At 56.2% G+C, this 19,636-nt stretch carries 18 protein-coding genes and 3 pseudogenes; 5 read left to right on the top strand and 16 right to left on the bottom strand.

Translation table 11 applies throughout. From position 1 onward, the window contains the following. The coding region (locus tag FHW74_RS10435; RefSeq protein WP_183170363.1) for an HNH endonuclease at window positions 1-552 on the top strand (552 nt) is incomplete at its 5' end. A gap of 514 nt (window positions 553-1,066) precedes the next feature. Here the strand turns inward: FHW74_RS10435 and FHW74_RS10430 are convergent. From FHW74_RS10430 to FHW74_RS22855, 9 genes and pseudogenes are all read right to left on the bottom strand, one after another. Continuing rightward, entirely contained in the window at window positions 1,067-2,200 is a 1,134-nt protein-coding gene (locus FHW74_RS10430) for an STY4528 family pathogenicity island replication protein (RefSeq protein ID WP_183170362.1), read from the bottom strand. A gap of 19 nt (window positions 2,201-2,219) precedes the next feature. After that, window positions 2,220-2,759, bottom strand: coding sequence for a DUF2857 domain-containing protein (locus FHW74_RS10425; protein ID WP_180233342.1), 540 nt, complete (start codon window positions 2,757-2,759; stop codon window positions 2,220-2,222). Beyond that, window positions 2,743-4,227 carry a ParB family protein gene (locus tag FHW74_RS10420; RefSeq protein ID WP_183170361.1) on the bottom strand — a complete coding sequence of 495 codons (1,485 nt, stop codon included), beginning with the start codon at window positions 4,225-4,227 and terminating at the stop codon, window positions 2,743-2,745. Before FHW74_RS10420 ends, FHW74_RS10425 begins: the two co-directional genes overlap by 17 nt. Further along, window positions 4,224-5,579 carry a replicative DNA helicase gene (dnaB, locus tag FHW74_RS10415; RefSeq protein WP_183170360.1) on the bottom strand — a complete coding sequence of 452 codons (1,356 nt, stop codon included), beginning with the start codon at window positions 5,577-5,579 and terminating at the stop codon, window positions 4,224-4,226. The genes FHW74_RS10420 and dnaB overlap by 4 nt, the downstream gene beginning before the upstream one ends. Next, on the bottom strand, window positions 5,572-5,946 hold the full coding sequence (locus FHW74_RS10410) for a hypothetical protein (protein ID WP_098143573.1): 375 nt from the start codon (window positions 5,944-5,946) through the stop codon (window positions 5,572-5,574). Before FHW74_RS10410 ends, dnaB begins: the two co-directional genes overlap by 8 nt. Then, window positions 5,943-6,827, bottom strand: coding sequence for a ParA family protein (locus FHW74_RS10405; protein WP_183170359.1), 885 nt, complete (start codon window positions 6,825-6,827; stop codon window positions 5,943-5,945). Before FHW74_RS10405 ends, FHW74_RS10410 begins: the two co-directional genes overlap by 4 nt. Before the next feature lie 273 nt (window positions 6,828-7,100). Next, window positions 7,101-7,847, bottom strand: coding sequence for a cyclopropane-fatty-acyl-phospholipid synthase family protein (locus FHW74_RS10400; RefSeq protein ID WP_183170358.1), 747 nt, complete (start codon window positions 7,845-7,847; stop codon window positions 7,101-7,103). 10 nt (window positions 7,848-7,857) lie between these two features. After that, window positions 7,858-8,115: a YjhX family toxin gene (locus tag FHW74_RS10395; RefSeq protein ID WP_014830811.1), complete on the bottom strand. Its 258-nt coding sequence runs from the start codon at window positions 8,113-8,115 to the stop codon at window positions 7,858-7,860. A gap of 328 nt (window positions 8,116-8,443) precedes the next feature. Continuing rightward, window positions 8,444-8,617, bottom strand: a pseudogene (locus FHW74_RS22855) (hypothetical protein); the annotation flags it as partial. Here FHW74_RS22855 and FHW74_RS10390 point away from each other — a divergent pair. Next, a pseudogene (locus FHW74_RS10390) lies at window positions 8,615-9,184 on the top strand (phosphorothioated DNA-binding restriction endonuclease); the annotation flags it as partial. The pseudogenes FHW74_RS22855 and FHW74_RS10390 sit on opposite strands and share 3 nt — an antisense overlap. Window positions 9,185-9,223: 39 nt before the next feature. Next, window positions 9,224-9,391, top strand: a pseudogene (locus tag FHW74_RS10385) (hypothetical protein); the annotation flags it as partial. A gap of 162 nt (window positions 9,392-9,553) precedes the next feature. On the opposite strand, the gene FHW74_RS10380 reads toward FHW74_RS10385, so the two are convergent. Then, a complete protein-coding gene (locus FHW74_RS10380; protein ID WP_221192298.1) occupies window positions 9,554-9,751 on the bottom strand; it encodes a hypothetical protein in 198 nt (65 codons plus the stop codon). Window positions 9,752-10,203: 452 nt separating this feature from the next. On the opposite strand from FHW74_RS10380, the gene FHW74_RS10375 reads away from it, so the two are divergent. After that, window positions 10,204-11,214 carry a LacI family DNA-binding transcriptional regulator gene (locus FHW74_RS10375; RefSeq protein WP_183170355.1) on the top strand — a complete coding sequence of 337 codons (1,011 nt, stop codon included), beginning with the start codon at window positions 10,204-10,206 and terminating at the stop codon, window positions 11,212-11,214. Window positions 11,215-11,256: 42 nt separating this feature from the next. On the opposite strand, the gene FHW74_RS10370 is transcribed toward FHW74_RS10375, so the two are convergent. The 6 genes from FHW74_RS10370 to FHW74_RS10345 all read right to left on the bottom strand — a co-directional run bounded on the left by FHW74_RS10370 (window position 11,257) and on the right by FHW74_RS10345 (window position 17,835). Next, the gene (locus FHW74_RS10370) at window positions 11,257-11,685 is read right to left on the bottom strand and encodes a heme-binding protein (RefSeq protein ID WP_183170354.1); all 429 of its coding nucleotides are present in this window, start codon (window positions 11,683-11,685) and stop codon (window positions 11,257-11,259) included. Next, window positions 11,675-12,583, bottom strand: coding sequence for a dihydrodipicolinate synthase family protein (locus FHW74_RS10365; RefSeq protein WP_183170353.1), 909 nt, complete (start codon window positions 12,581-12,583; stop codon window positions 11,675-11,677). Before FHW74_RS10365 ends, FHW74_RS10370 begins: the two co-directional genes overlap by 11 nt. Next, window positions 12,577-13,404: an SDR family oxidoreductase gene (locus FHW74_RS10360; protein WP_183170352.1), complete on the bottom strand. Its 828-nt coding sequence runs from the start codon at window positions 13,402-13,404 to the stop codon at window positions 12,577-12,579. Before FHW74_RS10360 ends, FHW74_RS10365 begins: the two co-directional genes overlap by 7 nt. A gap of 24 nt (window positions 13,405-13,428) precedes the next feature. Continuing rightward, window positions 13,429-14,532, bottom strand: a complete 1,104-nt coding sequence (locus tag FHW74_RS10355; RefSeq protein WP_183170351.1) for a mandelate racemase/muconate lactonizing enzyme family protein — start codon at window positions 14,530-14,532, stop codon at window positions 13,429-13,431. Between the two features lie 57 nt (window positions 14,533-14,589). Continuing rightward, window positions 14,590-16,047, bottom strand: a complete 1,458-nt coding sequence (locus FHW74_RS10350; RefSeq protein WP_183170350.1) for an MFS transporter — start codon at window positions 16,045-16,047, stop codon at window positions 14,590-14,592. Window positions 16,048-16,185: 138 nt separating this feature from the next. Then, window positions 16,186-17,835 (bottom strand): signal transduction protein, encoded by a 1,650-nt coding sequence (locus FHW74_RS10345; RefSeq protein WP_183170349.1) that lies wholly within the window; start codon window positions 17,833-17,835, stop codon window positions 16,186-16,188. Window positions 17,836-18,260: 425 nt separating this feature from the next. On the opposite strand from FHW74_RS10345, the gene FHW74_RS10340 reads away from it, so the two are divergent. Continuing rightward, window positions 18,261-19,622: an MFS transporter gene (locus tag FHW74_RS10340; RefSeq protein ID WP_183170348.1), complete on the top strand. Its 1,362-nt coding sequence runs from the start codon at window positions 18,261-18,263 to the stop codon at window positions 19,620-19,622. Window positions 19,623-19,636: the final 14 nt, after the last annotated feature.

Below are 19,636 nucleotides of genomic sequence, written 5' to 3'. Positions count from 1 at the left end.
CCTCATTCCTCACTGAATTATCGGACGCCAGCGGAATTTGCAGCGGGCTGGCGAAATGGAAAAATTGAAGGTAAACAAACCGACATTACTAACTGGCGATTGTGTTTAATACTGGGGGCAGGTCACGATAACTTAGGTAATGGACAGTTGTATTCAGAGTATAAGGCTGAGCTTGCACGTCAACGCCTGGATATACCTCATTTTGAAAAGCAGGAAATAAAATATACCCGAGTGAAAATTCGTCCAGCTCAAGGGGTCTTTCGCTCTCGGGTTATGACTAACTGGGACAATCGTTGTGCTATTACAGGGACAGGGTTAGCGCTGGAAGCGGCACATATTATCAGCCATGCAAGTGGAGGAGCGCCGACCGTTGAAAATGGCTTGTGCCTGGCAGCTGATTTACACACTCTGATGGACCGGGGTCATTTATTGATTGATGGAAATGTAGTGCGATTGTCCGATGAAGCAAAAGAAGAACCGCGTTATTCAGGCCTCGATGGCACAGTGTTGCGTAAGCCTCGCCAACCGGTAGTTTTTCCAGATTCACAATGATTTTGTCATCCGGATATTGGGTGGTACTTCTGGAAATACTCTCTATAGCTGTAAATTTTGATGCCACTGGCATCACCCTTTTGCCTATTGATTGGTGATAAATTGATAGGCGTTGCTGTGATGCCAGTGGCATCAGCACGGTTTCCATATCGATGTTGTGCAGCCGGATAGTTTAAATTATTTCGTTTTTAGGTACTAAAAGTACCTGTATTGTCATTTTTTTAAACTATGCAGCTGAAAAGCATGAAGGCATCGGCTTTTACAGCCTGTAGGCTGTAATGGCTAAAAACAGCCTATAAGCTGTAAAAACATCAAAAATGGGGTACTTCTTATCCATTAACTCCTACTGACAACGCAGGCATCCCAAATCAAGCATCTGGAAATATGTCGATAAAATGCATTTTTTTAAACATATAGCCGAAATATGTTTATGGCATCGACATGTTCCGACCATATGTCGATAAAAACGGTTTTTATAAACATATGGGCAGAAATCGATAAAGCCGTCACAACATCAGACACTCCCCAGACACTGCGCCCGGATCTCCGCAACCAACTTACTGATATCTCGCTTTTTGCGCGGCTGTACCGGTTCTTCTGGCTCGGGAACCACAGGCGGCACAAACTCCGGCAGCGCAGGTTTATCCCGTCGATACTGATTAAACTCGCCGTCCTGCGCCTTGCGCAGCGTAGCCAGCAGGTAGGCGAGTGGGTTTTGTACGCCGCCGCGAGCGATGCGCCGGGCCGCGTCATCAAGCACGTCCTGGCGCAATGCGGATGGCATGTTCTTCATCGCCTGCAGGACAAGCTGTTTTTCGGGATGCGTCAGTGGGATTTCTGGCGGCCAGTTAGGCGGTGAGTCGTTCGCGCGCGCGGTAGTACTATTACAAATATCTGTAGATACAATACGTACAGAAGCCTGGTCCTGATTTGAGACTAAGCCGCCAGGCCCCGGTTTCCGGCTTAGTCCCGGTTTGGTACCTGGTAAAATTCCACCCGGTACCGTATTGAGACCGGACGTTTTGGGCTTAGTCTCCTCAGAGGACTGGCGCTGTTGCCAACGGGCGCGTTCTTCCAGCAGATCAATGCGCGATGATAAGTAGCGCAGGCTGGTATCCTGGCGAATGTCATACAGAATGCCCTGCGCGGTGGCGCGGATGGTTTTGTTCTCGTGCCGCGAGCATTGCTCCAGCAGATGCAGATAGCTGGCATCAAAACGCACGGCGTCCAGCACGGTGAGCGGTTCATCGTGCAGGGCGTAGATATTGCCCAGAATACGACCGGAAACGCGATCCCGCGCTTTGTGGCACAGGCTTAGCCAGCGCGTCAGGCGCAGCATCAGTAATGCCCGGCTGACGGTGCTGCGCGAGGCTTTTTCGTCCAATGGGCGGTTAGAAAGATGCACCTGCAATTCGCTGTAGGAGGGGAACACCGCGCCGCCGTTCTCCTGCGCCTGCATCCGGATCACCTGCCAGGCAAATTTATCTCTGGGCGATAACAATGGATCCTGCAATAAGCGACGCGGAACGGTGTCATGCGCGTTGCCCATAAACAGCAGGCTGTCGGAGGTGGTAGACGGATCCTTCTGCATTCGCTGCTGAAGCCTGTCGCCGGTCGTGTCGATCAGCGCCTGAATGTACGGTGTCATGATGTTCCCCATGGGTTACTCAGCTCGTTTCCCATTGTCGGATCAGGTTCCAGACTACGGTAAGCGAGAGCGAACGTTCCTGAGCCAGCAGCATCATAGCTTCCAGCGCCTGTATGGAGTCCAGGTTATCCACTTTGACCTCCTGCCAGCGGTTCCAAAGCGCGGCTTCTTCCTCCTCGCCGGGAACCTGGTTGCGCCCTTGGCGAACATGGATCCCCAGTAATCGGCGGCGGGCGCTGATTTCAGCGGTCGAGATACCGAAATAGTGGCTAATCAGGGCGATGGAGCCGCCCAGTTGTACCGCCTGGCCGACTATCTGCTGAAATTTTTGTTCCTGCCGTACCTGGATCAGCATTTTGCGCAGCACGTCATGGTTGATGGTGATTTTCAGAAACTGCGCTGAGGTGTTGCCCAGATGCATCAGCTCTTCAAAGGTCAGGGAGTTCAGTTCGTTCAGTTCCTCGCGATCAAAGCCCAGCGCTTCGCAATAGCGCACGTTGCCGTCTTTTAGTTCCTGTATCACCTGTGACAAAACGGCCTGGTTAATTGTCGGCATCATGGCGTGCCTCCTGCTGTAATTCTCTGATCCGGCGGACAATACGGATCAGCCGGAATGCTTTAATAAGAAACAGATCGCTGAAGAAGAAACCGCCCGCATCGCGTCGAATAAACAGGGCGGGTGTCAGTGCGGCGGACAGCTCTCCTGTCAGAGGGATATCATTGAGCGCCGCCAGCAGCGCCCAGCAGGCGCGGGACTGTGGCCGGGAAAACATGGGGTGGTCAGGATCGAGCGTATTGAGTCGGTAGCCAACACCGTCGTCATCGTTATCCGCGATCACCCGATCTTCGATACCGCAACACTCTGCCAGATCCCATGCCAGCCGATCGCTTATCGACTGTAATGCTTCGGTTGAGTCAAAGAGCGGTGAAATACGCCAGATATCCGTAATAGGTTCATTGCCTTCGCACAGCGGTGAGGCATCTGGCATTGACTCCGGCGGTGGAATAACCGTTCCCCCACGCATTTCGCCTTCGTCTGGTTTACGCCTGCGTGCAGCAGGGCGCGGTTCGGGTTCATCGGGAGGGACATAAGGCGGCGGCTCCGGCGTGGGGCCGAGTACGGCCTGGCGCTTCTGCTCTGAAGGATCGACGTCCAGCAACAACAGGTTGTAATCAACATTCAGAGCCTGGCTCATCAGCCCCAGCAGCTCATCCTGTACCCGTTCTATAAAGAAGTCTTCAGGCTGATCGTTGAACAGCGACAGCGCAGAGGAAAAGAGACTCTCAAAGGAACCTGTATCCCCGCTAGCATGGCGTTGCCAGCTTTGCAGCGCCGCTGCCCGCAGGGACAGCAGTTTTTCCACCTGCGGACGGCCCATCCCGGCGTACAGCACTTCAGGAATGCAGGGCAGCAGATACTCAAGCGTCTGTTCCATCCGGCTGATATGCGACTGGTGGATCGGGTAGCCATCGTTTCTCAGGTGCTCTGCCAGTTCCCGCTGCGAGAGCTGGCACTCCTCCACCTGCTGGTACAGCTCCCGCGCTTTATTGATCCCCAGCGCTCGCTCGATAAAGCTGAGTTTGCCGTGCAGATCGTTCTCTGCCAGGTGGCCGATCAGGCAACGCAGCTCGCCCAGCACGGGCTGTTCGGACGTTCCACCCCACGGTTTGAACAGGCAATGAATGCGCCAGAACCGTTCATCGTGCGTTTCGCGCCATAGCTCATTGAGGATCGACAGGCGTGTATTGCCGCCGTTGGCGATGATGTAGTAGTCCTGATCGGGACGACGGGTGATCGGCGGCGGCGTGTCCAGCCCACGCTGGCGAATCGAGGCTTTGATATCGTCATAATTGGGGTTACGCATCAGCCGAGGATTGAGATCGTAAGGGCGGAGCTGCTCCAGCGTCACGACCATTGCGGTTTCAGTTAGCGGTTCGGCAAAGCGATCGTCAGACGAGCGTTCCCGATCAAAATTACCCTGTAGCAGGCGGGACTGAAGCTCCAGCGACGTCAGTTTCGTGTTCATGATGCGCCTCCCCGCAGGGCGAGCGATTCAAAGCGAGTCTGATCGCTGATAAATCGCGTGCGAACCGTGCCGACCGGGCCGTTACGCTGTTTACTGACGATGACTTCAGCAATGCCCCGATCCAGCGTGTTGGGGTCGTACAGTTCATCGCGATAGAGGAATAAGATGACGTCGGCATCCTGTTCGATAGAACCGGAATCGCGCAGATCGGCATTGCAGGGACGCTTGTTAAGGCGTGACTCCAGCGCCCGGTTAAGTTGTGACAGCGCCAGTACCGGGCAACTTAACTCTTTCGCCAGCGCCTTAAGCGAACGGGAGATCGCCGAGATCTCCTGATTGCGGTTTTCCGCGCCACCGCTGCGCATTAGTTGCAGGTAATCAACCACGATCAGCGAAGGGAGTCCATACTGGCGTAGCGATCGTCTGGCGCGGCAGCGCAGAATGGAAGGAGTGAGGATCCCGGAGTCGTCGATCAGCAGGCGATCTTTCCATTCTGTCATCAGGATGTTGGCGCTGATGCCGATCTGCTGCCAGTCATCATCACTGAGATCGCCGCTGCGTAGTCGCGTTTGTGAGACGCGCCCAAGCAGAGAAACCAGCCGCAGTAGTAACTGCTCCGACGACATTTCCATGCTGTAGATTTGCACTGGCTGGGTGGGGCGCCGTATCAGCGCGTTGACGCACAGCGTCAGGGCGAAAGCGGTTTTACCCACGGCAGGACGTGCGGCGGCGATAATCAGATCGGCAGGCTGGAAGCCGCAGGTCAGGGCGTCGAGCTGTTCCAGCCCGGACGGTGTGCCGCTGAGGCTACCGCGTTCAGCCTCATAGCGTTGAGCGATGCCTGCCAGCACGTTGTCAAAGCAGGCGCTGATATCGGTCAGGCCGCCGTCCTGATGCGACCGGGCAATGGCAAACAGCTTTTGTTCAGCAAAGGCCAGTACTTCGGCCACATTGTTGCGCGGCTGGCCTGCCATATCGCTCAGTTCATTGCCTAATAACAGAAGCTGGCGCAGTTCACCGTAGCTGGCAATGTATTGCGCGTAGGGAATGATATTGGCGGCGCTGGGTGTGTTTTTTGACAGCTCCGCCAGATAGGCGAAGCCACCTACCTGTTCGAGCCGTTCCTGCTGTTCCAGCGATTCGCTCAGGGTGATCAGGTCGATAGGGTTCCCTTGTTCGACCAGGGTTTGCATATGGCTATATATAGTGCGGTGCGCGGAGATAAAGAAGTCCTGCGCGGAAATCTGCGTGGCGACGTCATCCCAGCGATCGTTATCCAGCATCAGGCCGCCGAGCACTGATTGTTCCGCTTCGACGGAGTGGGGCGGTTGTGGCCGTTTGCGCTTATTCATCGCGATTTCCCTCCTGACAGGCCAGAAAGGCTTCCCACAGTCGGGTTTGCTGATGCGGTGGCAGCAGCAATAGCGGTAAATCGCTGGAGTAGAGCGGCTTGTTGCTGGACCAGCCGATTTCAAACAGCGGCCAGTCTCTGGGCGCGGTCAGAGAGCCGGAGTTATCACGTAGCTCGTCTTCATCCTCCAGGTTGTAGCAGTCCACTTTTTCCGGTGGGATATGCCAGAGCAGCGACATTAACACCGGCAGGGTTTCCCGCGCCTCTTCACGGTCGGCGGCTTCAAAGTACACGAGTACTTCATCGTCTTTTTCATAGGGTTGTTGGGCGTAGTACGAGCAAAATGCCCGCCAGATTTTCCGTTTCATGCGATGCCCTCCCTATTCAGGGATGGCAGAGAAATAAACTGTGGGAACAGTTCCTCGGCCAGCGAGCGCATAGTTTCGGCAGCGCAGGGGGTTGTGCGTCCTTTCGGTCTGGCGGCATCCAGCCGATGCACCGGCATTCCCAGCGACGCCGCCCGGCGGTAGGCCACGCTGGCGTAAACCGGGGTCGTCAGGATATCGGTAGGAACCAGCAGCTCCTGCTCCTGTTGTTTATGCTGCAATACCTGAAGCAGATTGTGGTGAATTTCGCGGGCATCGTTGGTGTGGTCGAGTTTATTAATGACGGCCTTCAGTGGCGGTAATGGGATGCCGTAGCGGGTAAAGGGCTGGAGATCCTGATACATTTGCAGCGTACCGCGCAGGAACTCGCGTGCAGAGAGCATTTCCGGCAGCACCGGAGAAACCACCAGATCGCTTGCCAGCAGGACCATTTCCAGCGCGATGGTGCGTGCGCCGATGGTATCGATCAGGATGATGTCGTAGCCGGGGATCTGGCGTACCAGATGGCGCAGACGGATCACGCCGTCCGGCGCGGCCTGAAGCAGGTTCATCAGTTCGCCGCGCGGATCGTTGGATATGATGATATCCAGACCGGGAATGGCGGTGTGCGAGACGATCATCGCGGGATCCAGCTCATTGTGCGCGATAAGCTCGTAGATCCCGCCGGGAGCCTCGTAGTCGAGAGGGTAGTAGCTGCTGAGGGTTGGCTGACGGATATCGGCGTCAATCATCAGGACTTTTAGTCCCTGATCGGCGAGCCAGCCGCCAAGGTTGGCGGTATCCGTGATTTTCGCTACGCCGCCTTTGGTAGAGAGGATCGCGGCGATGAGCGTGGATAAAACAGGGGGATTTGCGTGTTTCATAACCAGTGCCTTTCTTGTTGACTTTAAAAGGCCTTAATGAAAAACGCTGACTTATGAATTAGTTATCTTATCTGCTTGTTTTTGATTCAAAATCAACCGTAGAAATACGTGCCGGTTCGAGTCCGGCCTTCTTCATGTTGTGACATATGATGCTCCTTATGGTGACGTCCTGATTAATAAATATACAGAATATGTATCGTGCAGGTGACGCATCAGATCAAAGCAAAGGCTAAGCCCCCGATATCTCCATTCAGAAATACCGGGAAGCTGTTATTACCTGGCGATGAGTGCGAACACGCCCCAGCCAAAGTATTCTCTCGCGTAGGTCACGTGGCGTTTCGGCGAGATGTTTAGCTCGGCCCTGACTTCGGCGGCGAAGTCGTCGTCAGGATTGGCTTCCAGCCAGCGGCGCATAGTCAGCCATTTCGCGGCCTCATAACGGTCCCAGCCTTCCTGATCTGCCAGTACCATTTCCACTACATCGTAACCGAGGTCGTCGAACGCGCTGACAAGCCCTGGCAGCGTCAGGAAATCGCTTGTCGAGCTGACACCGCAGGCCTGGGCAATCTCTTCTGTCGCAGGTAGCTGACGCCAGTAGGGTTCGCCGATAAGCATGATCCCGCCCGGTTTGAGGCTTTGAGCCAGCAGTTCGACCGTCCCGGCAAAACCACCAGCAATCCATGTCGCGCCGACGCAGGCGGCCACATCGCATTTTTCTTCTGCCACATACCCGGCGGCGTCGTTATGTATGAACTGAACCCGGTTGCTGACGCCGAGCTCTTCGGCGCGGCGTCTGGCCTGCTCGCTGAACAACTGGCTCATATCGATACCGACACCGGTAATGGAGTGATCCCGTGCCCAGGTACACAACATCTCTCCCGAGCCGCTGCCGAGATCGAGAATGTGCGCACCTTGCTTCATGCGTAACACACGACCCAGCGTGGCGTATTTTTCTGGCGTGAAGGGGTTGTGAATGCGGTGTTCACTCTCGCTGATAGTAAAAATACGTGGGATATCCATAATCCTCTCCTTATCGATTATCAGGCTGGGCACGAACATTGTTCAGCCCGGTGGTATTAATGCGGTAGGGTTGACCGTTGACGGATTTGATCAGCTTTTTGGTTTTAAGTTTTTTAAAGACGGCGAGCGTGCAGTCGGTGAGCAAAAGCCCTTCGCGGCTGTAGCATTCAACGGAAGTGACGCGGCCAGATGCATCGCGGACGTGCGCAATACGTCCACCTTTGGCGAGAACGTGTAAGGTTCGTTGTTCCTGACGGGATAAATTCATACTGGAAAACCTGTTTCATCATCATGTGCAAAACGTACAAACACACAGCGGTGTCCGCATTCGATTTCAGCGCATTGATAATCAGTCCGGCCTGTTAAGGTCGGGGGAACTGATTATCAGATAATGACATTCTCCAGCATCAAAGCCTCGGGTTGAGATGAAAGGTATTGACGAGGCAAATGATAACACCTCTTTTTGGTAAGTGAATAGCCGGGAACGAAAAGTGTGATCCCGAAGGGGAGGGCCCGGCGCCAGCATGTCGTATTACTGGCAGGCATGACGCAAAGGAATGAATTTGTCAGGCTGCGATAGCGGTCATACACAAACGCTAATTTATTCCCGTCTGGATCGCGTACATAAGCGCTGTGAAAACCTTTATTCTCAGACTAACATTGTTGAAAAGTTGCTGGCGTAGTTTTAACAAACGAGAAACCACTATCATGACGATAATTCCTGCCACCATCGCCAGACAATGGAAAGCAATTCTGCTGCCCGCCTGAAAGCCGAACTGATCGAACACAACGTCTCAGGTAGTTTCGACGCCGGGAACTTCGCGCTGCTGACTAAAAAACCCAGACTGATCGACACGCTGGCGAACCAGCTTCTTGAAACCCATTTCCCAGCCAGCCTTCAGAACAATATCGCCGACGAGCTGGGTTTTGATATTCAGCACACCCTCAGCCAGCGCGATCCGAAGTTCTGCCAGATGGTGTTGCGCGCCTACAACTATCAGTGCGCTATTTGCGGCTTCAATATGCGGCACGACAACGCGCCCATCGCCCTCGAAGCGGCGCATATTCGCTGGAAACAACATCAGGGTCCTTGTGAAGTGCCGAACGGATTAGCACTTTGCGCTATCCACCACAAAGCCTTCGATCGCGGTTCTATCGGTCTGGATGAAAATATGCGGATCGTGATATCAGAAGCCGTGAACGGCACCAGCGCGGTTGTTCAACAACTCTTTTGGGATTACGCAGAAAAGGTCATTACCTTGCCGCAGAGCAAATCAAACTATCCAAATGAAAAATTCATTGAATGGCATCAGACGGAAGTCTTTAAAAAGGCGTAACGATTGGTATTGCTCAGGGAAAGATATAATGAGGGTTTCGATGTAAAAGTCATGAACGGCTGTATTCTATTAACCGCCGGGCAGCCCGCCCCTGAAGAGCCTGAACTATTAAAATCCCTACGCCAGGTCTGCAAATTATCAGCGCGCAAACAAAAACAGGTACAAGGTTTCATCGGCATCATCACCGGCAAACCCACAACAGCGTGACTTTTACTGCTCCTTGTCCCGCACCGGAAGCTGCTTTATTTTAAATCAGACGCTTACCTGAATGACTACCGCTTCTCATGCAAGGGATTGGAATATGAATCGCCACAGGTTTAGAGGCCCGATACCAGAAGAGGGAATCGGGCCATTTGTTATGCAGCCAAATTAGTATTTGATATCTCTGGCTTCCTGACGCCCATCCTGCTTGCTTTGTCGTTTATCCTGGCGACATTCATGATTACTTTTATCGTTACTGACCACGCATTCGCGTTTCTCCTGGCGTGCATCCTGACGCGCGTTCTGGCGTGTATCCCGGGCTTCACGACGCTGTTGTGCCTGCTCGGTGGCCTGCGCTGTTGTCATAAAACCGCCGGCGAGAAGAATAAGTCCGGTAAAAACAGCAAGAAGTGATTTCATAAGTGACCTTAAAATATACAGAAATGAATAAATGTCTGGGTGCCAGTACACCCCATTCAGTCATTGTAATAAAAGGCCGATCCCGAAAAGGAAGCAAAAATGCTGTTTTTATTCCTTTTTGGGATAACAACTGATGAAAAAATGTTCTTCCTGGCGTTGCTGCGACCAACCCCGTGGTTTTATAAGCGTAAACCTACGTTATGAAAAACATGGCTACACAATGACGGTAATATCCTGTTTACCAATGCCTGGAATGCACGTGCGACGGCAAAATCTAAGGGAGTGCTTACTCCCTGAATTTCCGCTTTAACCCTCACAAATAACCACCCGCACTCCCATGCTAACTCGAATTAGTTTACAATTATCCCATTACGCTCCCTATGGAAAACGAAGAGTTTATGGCTAAAACCGTTGAACAAGTCGCCAAAGCGCTGGATATCTCCATCACCACCGTGCGCCTGGTGCTGGGAGGCAAAGCCGACCAGTACCGCATCAGCGCCAAAACGCAGCAGCGTATCAACGATTACATCGCTGAAAATGGCCTGGTCGTTAACCATATCGCCCGCAGCCTGAAGCTGAACAAAACCGAAACCTTAGGGCTGGTGGTGCCGCGTTTATCGAACCTGTTTTTCTCCACCCTTGCAGAAAAGCTTGAATCCTGCTGCCGCCAGGCGGGTTATCAGTTGATGATCGCCTGCACTTACAGCGACAGCGAGCATGAGAAAAGCCTGGTAGAAGGCCTGCTGGCGCGCAACGTTGACGGGATGTTCGTGGTGCCCTCGACGCGGGAAACCCAGTTGCATCACCAGAAGGTAGCGCGCAAGCGGCCACTGGTGATCCTCGACCGCGACTTCGGGGAAGATGAAACCTCGCTGGTGGTGAGTGACAACTATAACGGCAGCAAAAAGCTGGTGCAGGCCATGACCCAGGCGCTGGACGTGTCGCCGCTGTTTTTTATAGCGGGCGATACCCAACAACCGTCGATCCAGCGCCGTTTGCAGGGCTATCTCAGCGAGCTGCCCGCCGGGCAGGACTGGGTGCTCTCCGCGAACCATAACCGCCAGGAAGAGGGCAAGCAGCTGATGCTCGACTTTCTGAAACAGCATCGCGATCCGCCGCAGGCGTTTATCGCCTCGTCGCTGCCCATCCTTGAAGGGACGTTGAGCGGATTACGTGAAGCCTACGGCTATATCCCGTCGGATATCTCTATCGGCACCTTCGATGAACATCAGATGCTGGGGTTCCTGCCCAACGCGGTCTGGTCGATGCGCCAGGACGAGGATGCCTGGGCGCAGCACGCGTTTCACCTGATGAGCCAGAAGCTGCAAGGGGATAAAACCAACGTCAAAATCACCGTGCCGATGACGTTGATTCACCGACCGTTGTCTGTGGAAAATCGCAGAGGGTAAACAAAGGCCGGGCGACGCAAACCGGTCGCCCGGATGAGGCACTCAGATAAGCTCGTTAGCGAAGCGCAATGCCAGTTCCGCGTCCAGCGCTGGCGGCAGGCCGCTAATCCCCACGCCGCCAATCGCCAGGCCATCCACCATCACTGGCGCGCCGCCGGGCATTGCCAGCAAACGCACATCGTGAAACATCTCAAGCTTAAGCGATCCCTCGCTGACTTCTTGCGCCAGCCGCGCCGTCGGGCGACGAAAGCGCAACGCGCTCCAGGCCTTGCGCTGCGCCAGTTGGCGGGGCAGGGCGGGGCAGCGGGCGTGTGCGCCGAAGGCAATCAGCTCGCCATCCGTGCCCACCACCGCAACTGCCAGCCCGGCGGTGTGTGGGTCCGCTTCCGTTTGCTGTAAAAAGCGCGCCAGCCGCTGGCACACCGCGCTGTCGTTCAGGCGTTGGGATGCGCAGATCAGGCTATCGGGCATCGGCGATATACCCCTGCAACCGCTGATGCAGCGCGTCCAGCTCTTCGCGCTGCGTTGCCGTCAGCGCCACAAACGGCTCGCGGGTCGGCCCGGTATCCACCACGCCTTTACCCGCCAGATATTTCGCTGACTGGAATACGCCGCGCGCTACCAGGCTCTCTACCACCTCGTTGATCTGCTGCTGCAAACGCTGCGCTTTGGGGATATCCCCCTGCCGGAACGCGTTACGCAGAGCCAGGAATAGCTCTGGTTGCAGGTTTACCGTGGTGCCGACGGTGGCGGTGGCCCCGGCGGAGAGGCTGGACAGGAAGATCTCGTCGAAGCCGTTAAAGAACACTTTATCCGGGTAGCGGGCGATCATCCGTTCCAGCGAGTAGAGGTTATGCGAAGTGTGCTTGACGCCCAGCACCTGCTCATCGCCCAGCAGCGCTTCGGCGGTCAGGCTGTCCAGCTCCACGCCGGTAAACTGCGGGATGTTATACAGGATCACCGGGATGGAGATGGCGTCCAGCACCCGGCGATAGTAGGCGATAATCTCCTCGCGGCTGTATTTGTAGTAGTAGGGCGGCACCAGCGATACCGCGCTGGCGCCGTCCTGCTCGGCGCTTTTTGCCAGCTCGACGGCATCCTGGGTGCGCGGCGTACCGACGTGGGCGATCACCGGCACCTTACCCGCCGCTGCGTTCACCAGCATCGACAGCACCTGCTTGCGCTCATCGAAGCGCAGTAGTGGCCCCTCCCCGGAGGAACCACAGCAGTAAAAGCCTTCCACGCCGCGCGCCAGTTGGGCATGAGCCAGGGTCTCCAGCGCCGCGTAGTTGACCGATTCATCCGCGTGCATCGGCGTGATCACCGCCGAGATAATGCCGCGAAACGCCTGCCATTTTTCACTTACCATGCCGTCCAGCCTCCATCCACTGTCACGGTGGAGCCGGTCATATAGATAGATGCGTCAGAAAGCAGGAACACCACCGCGCCGTTGTATTCGTGGGGTTGCGCCATGCGGCCAATGGGAATGCGGTTGGTGTAGTTTTTCTGGAAACGCGGATCCTGGTCGCTGCGCTCCACGCCAGACAGCGTCAGGGTGTTGACGCGTATGCCGTCGCGGCCCCAGTAGGTGGCGCAGTAGCGGGTGAAGTTATACAGCCCGGACTTCGCCGCCGAGTAGGCCACCGGTTTGACGAACGGGATCCCGGTATCCTCTTTTTTGTAGCTGTAAATGTCCTGCACCGGGGAGACCACCCCGTAGATCGAGCCGACGTTGATGATCGAACCGCCTTTCCCGGCCTGGCGCATCCGCTTGCCGACCTGCTGAGTCATCAGGAAGGTACCGACCAGGTTCACTTCCACCACGTCGCGGAACACCTCTTCCGGGAATTCCTCGAACGGGCCGGAGACTTCCGGCGGCGCGCTCGGCTGGGTATCGACGCCTGCGTTATTTACCAGCCCGTCCGGCACGCCCCATTTGGCTTCAATCTTATCCAGCACCTGGTTGATGCTGGCCTTGTCGGTAATGTTAACCTCGGCACACAGCAGACGGTCTGAATCTTTAATCGCCCCCAGCACGCGGTCCACGCGCGCGGCGTCAACGTGAGTCGCCAGCGCCGCCACCTTCGCGCCGCGCTCGTGCAGCGTCTTCACGTACTGCGCGCCCAGTTGCCCCAGGCCGCCGGTGACGATGATGATCTTGTCTTTTACCGAGAATAAGCTGTCTTCCATTGTTCTTTCCCCATCAATACGTTGTTAGATTTTGTGTGTGGCGAGGTAGTCACGATCGAGAATGATGCCGTGGCCCGGACGGTCGCTCGGCACGTAGTAGCCGTCCTTCTCTTCGCCTGCCTCGGCGATGATGCGCAGATCCTTCCAGCGCCCGCCGTCGGTCATTTCGGCATACGAGATATTCGGCACGGTGGCCAGCAGGCTGGCGCTCAGCTCCATAACAAAGTGCGGGGTCATCGGCAGGTTATGGGCGCGGGCGACGGCAGCAATGTCGAGATAGCCAGTGATGCCGCCCACCCGCCCCAGATCCGCCTGCACATAATCTGCGCAGCCACTCTCAATATATTGCGTGAACTGGTTTAAGTTATAGACGTTTTCGCCCAGGGCGATGGGGGTGGTGCTGCGTTCGCGCAGTTTCAGGTGCCCGGTGATATCGTCGGACGGCAGCGGTTCTTCAATCCACAACAGGTTCAGCGGCTCGAACAGTTTGAACGCGCGCAGCGCCTGCGGGAAATTCCAGCCCTGGTTAGCGTCCACCGCCAGCGGGAAGCCCGGCACCGCTTCCTGGATTTTACGCAGGCGTTCCACATCCTCTTCCAGCGTCGGTTTACCCACTTTCACTTTCGCCGCCAGGTAGCCGGTGCTTTTCCAGCGTTTCACCTGGTCAATCACTTCTTCGATGGAAAGATGCAGGTTGATGCCGCTGCCGTACAGCGGAACGCGGTCGCGCACCTTGCCGATGATGTCGACAATCGGGGCGTTCAGGGTTTTGCCGAGCAAGTCCCAGTAGGCGATATCCAGCGCCGCGAGGGCGTGGGTCGTCACGCCCGCGCCACCGACATCGTGAATATATTTATACGAACGGTGCCACAGCCCGCGCGGTGACAGCGGCTGGCCGATGACGTCGGGAATGATTTCCGCGATCAGCGCGGAAATGGTTTTGCCGCACCAGCCGGAGGTGTGGCTGAAGCCGGTGCCGACGTGGCCGTTGGAGCCGTAGACGTCGACAATCGCCACTTCGATATCGGTGACATGGTGGATCTGGTCGCCCCACGGGCCTTCCGGCAGCGGAACGCGGGCGGTCATCAGTTCGATATTTTCAATTACGGGCATTTTGGTGCTGTTCATTATGATCATCCTTCTTTCATGACCGTGGCCGCTGTGCGGCGCACGGTCGGGAGCGCGTTAGTTTTTTGAGGTTGAAACCGGGGACTGCTGCCCCTGCAACGGGATTTCATGGGGATCGGCAGCGGGCTGGTCGTGCTCATCGCCCACCGCGTGGCCGAACACTTCCGGCAGCAGGAAAATCGAGGCCAGGAAGGCGCAGAACGGCGCGATGGCGATAATCAGCGAGGCCAGCGGCACGCCGAGCTTTTCAAACAGCGGCGGGAACACCAGGGTAGTGACGAACGCGGTCACCTTCACGATGGTGTAGCCAATGCCGGAAGCCACGCCGCGGTAGCGCGGTTTCGCCACCAGGGAGATCACCGTCATGCCGCTTTCGGAATCCCAGTAGTGGCCCCACAGCATCAGCGCCGCGCCGAAGGTGATAAACCCGAAGCTGCTGGTGTACACCCCCCACGACGAAATCGAAATGCCGATGGTCACCAGCAGGAAGCCGTATTTACTCAGCCCCTTATGGCCCAGCTTCGGTAGCAGCAGCGGGCCGACAAACGCCGACAGCGCGGCGATGCAGTTCACCGCCAGCAGAGCGAAGTTGTTCTGGATCTGCCCGGAGATGCCGATGGTGGCGAGGATCAGCGGCAGATAGAACGAAAACGCATAGTTTTCAAACGACTGTACCGCGCAGGAGAACCAGCCGAACAGCGTGGTGCGGCGGGTGAACGGGCGGCGGAACAGATCGTGCAGCGTCTCTTTCAGGGTTGGGTGCGGAATGTGAACGTTCTCGTTGGGCAGGATATCGTCCAGCAGTTTGCCTTCCTGCTCGCCGTAGTATTCGCGGGACGCCTTTTTCGCGTCGATAAAACGGCCCCGCTCCACGAACCAGGCCGGGGTTTCCGGCAGTTCGCGCCGCATAAACAGTAGCAGACAGGCGGGGATCGCCGGGACTGCCAGCACGATACGCCAGATCAAGTCCGGATGAACATCGAGCGCGACCAGGCTGGTGACCAGCAGGATCGCGGCGATGATCCCCAGCGCGAACATAAACTGCCAGCGGTTGGCCATCACCTCGCGTTTGCCTTTCGGCATCACTTCCATGATGTAGGTAAAGCCGTTGGCGACGTCAGCGCCCACCGGGATCCCGGCGAGGCAGCGGATAATCGCCAGCCAGTACATATTGGGGGCCAGCCCCTGCAGCACCGCGAAAATGGCGAACAGGATCATCGACCACAGGAAGATGGTGCGGCGGCCCAGTTTATCGGTCAGCCACCCGCCGAGCAGGGCACCCACCACCGCGCCCAGTTGAGTCCCGGCGGCGGTAAAACCGAGCAGCCAGGCGCTCGGCTCATAAATGTCTTTCAGGGCGAACAGAATAAAGGCCATGGAATAGATATCCCATGACTCAATCAGTAAAGCGGTGATCATCAGCCAGCCCGCTTTGGTGCAGCCGGGGGCTTCCTGAGTATCGAGGCGTTTTTTGGCCTTCTGGATAATAAATTCAATGTGTTGCTGCTGGTACATAAAATCCTCTCTTATCCGGGCGGCAGGATTGCGCGCCCGAACAGGAACCTGTCGCTCCGCTCCTGTTTTAAGGCGACGGATAAACCGGATGTTTGCCAGGATCGCTAACAACGTAAAAATTACATAAGCGAGTCAGTGTTACTGCACGAGCTGGTGGGCATCGCCTGCCAGATAAACCTGGATGTTTTGCGTCAGCGCCTGGGCCACAAAAGCCGTCAGCACTTCCGGCAACAGCGCCTCGTCGACGTAAGCCAGGCTGAGGTGGTTACTCTGGTGGCCCGCCATGAGGTCGTCGCGCGTCACGCCGTCGAGCACCGCGTTCAGCAGCGGCCATTGGTAGTTAGTGGCGTTGCGGCGGCGCTCGAACTCCGCTTCCGGCAGTTCCACCGCCGTACCGGTGCCGACGTGCAGAATGACCCGGGTGCCTTGATAGTGGGCGCGCGCCCAGATAAAGCGTCCGGCCTTGCCCTGGCCCGCGATAGTGGAGCCGCCGTAAGGGAAGAACATCGGCGGCTGGCGGTAACCGGTCGCACCCGCGATGCCACCTTTGAGATGGGCGAACGGTACGGCACCGGAGATTTCCAGGTCCCAGTAGAAGGTGCCGTTATAGTCGCTGCCCCAGCGGATATCGTGCAGGGTGGTTTCGCTTTCCAGACCCAGCGCGCCGAGCAGTTTCGCCAGCATCACCTGCGGAATAGCGCTGCCCATGTCGACTTCGTTAATGCACGGGATCGGCGCGTCGGGGCAGATAATCTCGCCCTGCTCATCGGGGATCGGGAAGCGCTCGCTGTTGCCAATCGCCCCTTCGGCGAAATCGGAGGCGGCGCAGCTGTCTTTCAGCCCCTGCTGGTACTGTACGCCCACCGCCGACAGCCCAAAGCGCTTCACGAAACGCGCCATGGCGATCATCATCGCGCACTGCTCCAGCACCTGCTCGCGGGTGAGCTCTTCGGCGCTGTGAGTGCCAAAGTTAAAGCGCATTCCCCGGGATTCGTACCAGTCGAGGCAGGCCTCGCGCAGCGCCTGCGGCACTTTGCTCATCTCTACCAGCAGCGCCGACTGCGACAGCGACTCCACCGGGATCCCCACGTCGATCATCGCTTTCTGCGGGAAGACGCCGTTGATCATCCCCATGCAGAAGGTGTCGAACAGGCCGACAATCGCCTTATGTTTGAGGATCGACTGGCCCACCTTGACGCCGATCTGCCCGGCTTCACTGGCCAGCAGCGGCGCACTGGCCGGAACCGGGCGCAGGTAGCTGAGCTTGTGGCTGAGATGGCCGTCGCGCAGCCAGGTATCCAGCCCGCGCATAAAATTGTCGTCGTCGAAGGTTTCCGACCACAGGCGGGAGTAGTTGCGCTCGAGGCTGGTCAGGCTGCCCGCCATGCACAGCATCCCGACTAAACCCGGCCAGGTGCCGTCGAAGTTGGCGAGCAGCAGGATCGGCCCGCGATGGTGCACCAGCGACGGAGCGAGATGGTGAGAATATTGCCAGGCGGTAAGCAGCACGATCACCGGCGCGTCCGGGTCGATGCGAGCGAACAGATCGCTGCCTTCTTTCTGGCTGCTGATAAAGCCGTGGCCCCGGCTTTCGTTAACCGGATGGGCGCGGCGCATGCGGTAACCCAGTTTTTCCAGCGCGGCTTCGAGGCGCTGTTCAAAGGATTTTTGCGTCGGCCAGCAGGTCACGTTCGCCGGTTCGCGTAAGTCCGCATTGGTCACCATAAGGACCTCACCGGCTTGCGGCGTGATGATTTCTTGATCCGCAGGAAGGGTTAAATTCAACATCGGAATGGCTCCTGTAGGGGTTGTCCAGCGTGGCGCTTCGCGGCGAAAACCCGGTCAGACCGGCCATTTAACCGCATTAAACACCGATATTTCTGGTTAACTCTCATGGCTAACTCGAATTAGCAAATTAGGATAAAAAAAAGCCAGCCTCAATTTGTTTGCCGGGGTTTTGTGACGGTCATCAAAATTGATTTTTTATTCAATTGAATAATAAGCATTATTTTATGGTGAGGTGTGACGGCAGTGTTGCGTTGTGGTTAATTTAACCGATCCTGCTCACACTCTTCGCTTATCAACGTTGAGAATATCTGCTGATTGCTATAATTAGCTAATTCGAGTTAGCTTGCGAGCGATTTTCCCCTGTACCATCGCCCGCCAGGCGCAGACCAATAACACAATAACAATCGCGGACAGAGGATTTAATGATGACTATGCTTACCTCGCCAGACATAACTTCTGTGAAAGACGAGCAGCTCGCTCTGCCGGCACAGGAAAGAAAAAAGCTGATTACCGTACTGGGGTCCGGTTTATCCGGCACCACCATTGAGTTCTATGACTTCTTTATCTACGGCACCGCGGCGGCGCTGGTATTCCCGTCGCTGTTTTTCCCTAATCTGTCGCCGCTGATGGCGCTGATTGTCTCTTTCCTGACGCTGTCGATTACCTTTGTCAGCCGCCCGATTGGCGCTATCGTGTTTGGTCACTATGGCGACAAAATTGGCCGTAAAAAATCGCTGGTGCTGTCGCTGATGATCATGGGTATCTCTACGTTCCTGATCGGCCTGATCCCCAGCTACGAAACCATCGGCAACGCCGCGCCGCTGATCCTGATTTTCCTGCGCTTATGCCAGGGCTTCGCCATCGGCGGGGAGTGGGGCGGGGCAACCACGCTTATCACCGAATACGCGCCGCGCAACCGCCGTGGCTTCTTCGGCACCTTCGTTCAGCTGGGCAACGTGCTGGGGCTGTTTATCGCCACCGCCGTTTTTGCGCTGGTGGTGATGCTGCCGGAAGAGGATTTAATGTCCTGGGGCTGGCGCGTACCGTTCCTGCTAAGCATCGCACTACTGTTCGTCGGCATGTTTATCCGCTCACGAATTGAAGAAACCCCGGTGTTCAAAGAAAACCAGAAACAGCGCCAGAACGCGCCAAAAGCAGCGGAGCAGAAGTTTCCCATTCTGACGGTGCTGAAGCATCATCGCCGCGCGGTATTCCTGGCTATGGGGATGCGTATGGGGGAAATCGTATTGGGCTGGCTGACGGTGGCGTTCTTTATGTCATACGTGACGCGCGAGCTGAACTTCACCCGTGAAACGGCGCTCAATGGCCTGCTACTGGCGAGCTTTGTTGGCATCTTCACTTTCCCGTTCTTCGGCTGGCTGTCCGATAAAATTGGCCGCCGCCCGGTTTACCTTGCCGGTGCGGCCATCACGCTGATTTTCGCTTTCCCGCTGTTCTGGATGATTGATTCCGGCTCGGTGAAGATGTTTATGTTCGCCACCACGTTCTGTTATTCCGTGGGGCTGGGGATGATGTTCAGCGTCCAGCCGGCTTTCTTCTCGGAACTGTTTGATACCAGCGTGCGTTATACCGGCGTGTCGCTTGGCTTCCAACTGGCGAACATCGTCGGCGGCCTGACCCCGATGATTGGCACGCTGCTGATCGCCTGGTCCGGCGGGCAGTCATGGCCGATTTCGCTGTTCCTGGCCTGTATGGCAATGATTACGATTGTCTGCGTGTGCGTGACCCGGGAAAGTTATAACGATGAGTTAAATGAGGTTAAATAGAGAGGTTCAGGCTC

The organism is Atlantibacter sp. RC6, from assembly GCF_014193285.1.
Taxonomy (GTDB): Bacteria; Pseudomonadota; Gammaproteobacteria; order Enterobacterales; family Enterobacteriaceae; genus Atlantibacter.
The sequence above is the reverse complement of the archived record's forward strand: the minus strand, read 5'-3'. Positions and strand labels throughout refer to the sequence as shown.